The 3,787-nt window shown below is 66.6% G+C and carries 3 protein-coding genes and 2 pseudogenes; 3 read left to right on the top strand and 2 right to left on the bottom strand.

Translation table 11 applies throughout. The features are described 5' to 3' along the window. A pseudogene (locus AC2VOG_RS13455) lies at positions 1-325 on the top strand (NADP-dependent oxidoreductase); the annotation flags it as partial. A gap of 50 nt (positions 326-375) precedes the next feature. On the opposite strand, the pseudogene AC2VOG_RS13450 reads toward AC2VOG_RS13455, so the two are convergent. After that, positions 376-460, bottom strand: a pseudogene (locus AC2VOG_RS13450) (hypothetical protein); the annotation flags it as partial. A gap of 54 nt (positions 461-514) precedes the next feature. Here AC2VOG_RS13450 and AC2VOG_RS13445 point away from each other — a divergent pair. Continuing rightward, entirely contained in the window at positions 515-1,273 is a 759-nt protein-coding gene (locus AC2VOG_RS13445; RefSeq protein ID WP_486940392.1) for an SCO6745 family protein, read from the top strand. 235 nt (positions 1,274-1,508) lie between these two features. After that, positions 1,509-2,360, top strand: a complete 852-nt coding sequence (locus AC2VOG_RS13440) for a class I SAM-dependent methyltransferase (protein ID WP_486940391.1) — start codon at positions 1,509-1,511, stop codon at positions 2,358-2,360. Positions 2,361-2,474: 114 nt separating this feature from the next. Here AC2VOG_RS13440 and AC2VOG_RS13435 read toward each other — a convergent pair. Further along, the coding region (locus AC2VOG_RS13435; RefSeq protein ID WP_486940390.1) for a peroxidase family protein at positions 2,475-3,787 on the bottom strand (1,313 nt) is incomplete at its 5' end.

Below are 3,787 nucleotides of genomic sequence, written 5' to 3'. Positions count from 1 at the left end.
GGACGCCATCTTCGCGCGCCTGAACATCGGTGCCAGGGTGGCGTTGTGCGGCATGATCTCCGGCTACAACTCGGCGGACCCGCCGCCCGGGCCGCGCACGTTCGGCAACCTGCTCATCCAGCGCGCGACGCTGCAGGGCTTCATCGTCTTGGACCACTTCGGGCGCGCGCCGGAGGCGATCACCGAGATCGCCGGCCTGATCGCCGGAGGCGCCCTCACCCCGCTCGAAACCGTCGTCGAGGGCTTCGAGCAGTTGCCGACGGCGATCAACATGTTGTTCGACGGCAAGAACGTCGGCAAGCTCGTCGTCAAGGTCTCCGATTAGGCGGTAAGCGAAGCCTCGAATTACCCCGTGCCCCGGCCCGATTCGCGTACCACCACCTCCGCGGTGCGGTTGACGTAGATCATCGTGACCGCACACGCCCAGGCATCGCGCGACATTGCTGCCTGGGTAGGGAAACGACGCCAGGAGTAGCGTGCGACACACACAGCGTCATGAATTACAAGGAGACCCATGAGCAACAACGACGTGCTCGACGCGGCCATCGCCGCGGCCTCGCCCATCGAACAAGCCGTCGCGGTGTTCATGTTGCACCCCGAGACGTTCGCCGACAGCATCGCCGCCGGCTACCAGAACCCGCTCACCGGATACGTGGCCGGCCGCGGCGGGGTGCTGGGCGAGGCCACCGGCGCCACGGTCGGTTCGGTGTTCGTCGCGTTCGAGCCGAACTTCCTGCGGGGCCTGTGGGATGAGGGCGTCGCGGTGCGCGGCGCGGCCGGTGCGGCCGAGGTGTACTGGGACCAGATTGCCCGCTTCGCCCGCAAGCACCTAGCCGGCGCCGAAGGCCTGGACCGCATCGCGGCGCTGGGGGAGAAGGTCATCGCGGCGGCACCGGACGCGGGCCTGCCGCTGTATGCCGGCTGGCGCACCATGCCGCTGGCCGACGACGCGCCCGCGCGGGCGCTGCAGATCATGCAGGTTCTGCGCGAGCTGCGGGGCGGCGTGCATTTCAACGCCCTCACCACTTCCGGCATCACCCCGGTGGAAGCGCACATGCTCAACAAGGGCCATCAGTACGCGGCGATGTTCGGCTGGCCCGAGCCGTTCGCCGACGGCGCAGACAAGAAGGACCGCTACGCCGAGGTCGAGCAGGCGACCAACCGCCGGATGGCCGAGATTTTCGCGGCCGCGCTCACCCCCGACGAGGCCGACGACCTCGCCCGGCTCAGCGCGCGCGCCCTGGCATCGCTGCAGGCCTCTGCCGCGACCTGAACGGCCGGCGGATATGCGGATCCGTTACCGCCCGCAATCGACCGTCGTGCCAGCCGGGCCGACGGGCGCACCGGTGGAGCATCCCTAAGACCCCGCCGACGCGGAACCGGACGCACAGAGGCCAAAACCCAAACCCCGCAACGGGACGCCGCATGAGTGCAGCGAGATGTCCGTCGCACCCTTGTACCCGACCCAACGCGGATTCCACCAGCGCCGGAGTGCTATAACGCAACCTATGTCAGACGCCGGGCACGTGATCACCCATGTTTCAGATACGGCCAGGTGGACTGCGCTCTATCGGGCTACCGAAACAGCGCGCACCGACGCGCTGTTTCACGATCCGCTCGCCGAGCGCCTCGCGGGGGAGCAGGGGCGCGCGATCGTCGCCGCGACGCCGGCGTCGAGTCGCAACGGCTGGTGGCTCGTCGCGCGGACCAAGATCATCGATGACGCCATCGCCGGGGCGATCGCCAAAGGCTGTGATCGGGTGCTGAATCTGGCCGCCGGCTTGGACACCCGGCCGTATCGGTTGGACCTTCCGGCTGACTTCCCCTGGATCGAGGCGGACCTTCCGCACTTACTCGAGGAGAAGACGCAACTCCTTGCCGACCAGACGCCGCGGTGCCGCTTAACCCGATCTGCGGTCGACCTCGCCGATCCGGCGGCCCGCGACACGTTCTTCGACGAAGCTCTCGACGGCGCCGCCAACGCGCTGGTGCTGACCGAGGGCCTGCTGATGTATCTCCAAGAGCGTGATGTCGCAGCGCTTTCGGACGCGCTCGATCGGCCTGAGGTCTGCTGGTGGATGCTCGACTTCGGCGGCCCCGGCCTGAAGAGACTGATGAACAAGAAGATGTCCGGCATACTGCAAAATGCCCCGTTCGTCTTCGCGCCCGAAAACGGGTTGGCCTATTTCGAAGCACTGGGCTGGCGAGTCCTCGAATCAGAGCATCTGATGGCAGCCGCCAAGCGATTTCGTAGGTTGCCGATGTTCATGTGGCCGGCGCTGTGGGGTCCTCAACCCGATCCGCGTAATCCAGGGAAACGACCCTGGAGTGCGACAGCGCTGCTGACTCGCCGACACTGATTCGGCGGTTCCACGACGCGCGACTCTCGACATGCATCGGGCGCCGACCGGCCAGCACTGCACCCCGCGAACCGAAGCTCGCGGGGGGCAGTGGTCGTATGGAACGATCAGGGGTTACCGCAGGTCGAACCGATCGTTGTTGCAGACCTTGACCCAGGCCGCGACGAAGTCCTCGACGAACTTCCCGCTGTTGTCGTCCTGGGCGTAGACCTCGGCCAGGGCGCGCAGCACCGAGTTCGACCCGAACACAAGGTCATTGGCGGTCGCCGTCCACTTCAAGGCACCCGAGGACCGGTCGTGGCCCTCGTAGACGTTCTCCGCGCTCTCGGATGCTTTCCACTCGGTGTTCATGTCGAGCAGGTTGACGAAGAAATCGTTGGTCAACACGCCCGGCTTGTCGGTGAACACACCGTGCTTGCTGCCGCCGTGGTTGGCGCCGAGTGCACGAAGGCCGCCGATCAGCACCGTCATCTCCGGCGCGGTCACGCCGAGCAGGCAGGCCTTTTCGAGCAGCAAATGCTCGAGGGGCACCTTCTCACCGGCCCGGAAATAGTTGCGGAAACCGTCGGCACGTGGTTCGAGCACCGCGAACGACTCCACATCGGTGTTCTCCTGCGAGGCGTCGGTACGGCCCGGGACGAAGTGCACGTCGATCTGGTAGCCGGCGTCCTTGGCCGCTTTCTCCACCGCCGCAGACCCGGCCAGCACGATCAGGTCGGCCAGCGAGATCTTCGTGCCGCCAGCTGCCGAGCCGTTGAATTCGTGCTGAATCTTCTCCAGCGCCGCCAGCGACTTCGCCAGCTCGGAAGGCTCGTTGGCCTCCCAGTTCTTCTGCGGCTCCAGGCGAATTCGCGCACCGTTAGCACCGCCGCGCTTGTCGGTGTTGCGGTAGCTGGCCAACGCGGACCATGCCGTCTTGACCAGTTGCGGCACTGCCAGCCCAGAGTCGAGCACCTTCTTCTTCAAGGCGGCGATGTCCTTGTCGTCGACCAGCGGGTGATCGACGGCCGGTACCGGGTCCTGCCACAGCTGCGGCTCGGGAATCCAGGGGCCGAGGTAGCGAGAGACCGGTCCCATGTCGCGGTGCAGCAGCTTGAACCACGCCTTGGCGAAGGCATCGGCCAGCTCGTCGGGGTGATCCAGCCAACGCGTGGTGATCTCCCGGTAGATCGGGTCCTCGCGCAGCGAGATGTCGGTGACCAACATTGTCGGGTTACGGCCCGGCCCGCCGAACGGATCCGGGATGGTACCCGCGCCTGCGCCGTTCTTCGCGGTGAACTGCCAGGCGCCCGCGGGACTCTTGGTCAACTCCCACTCGTAGCCGTACAGGGTCTCCAGGAAGGTGTTGTCCCACTTGGTCGGCGTCGGTGTCCACACCACCTCCAGGCCGCTGGTGATGGCGTCCTCGCCCTTGCCGCTGCCATAGG

Source organism: Mycobacterium sp. TH-M11 (assembly GCF_057473725.1).
This window is presented reverse-complemented; position numbering and strand designations above follow the sequence as displayed.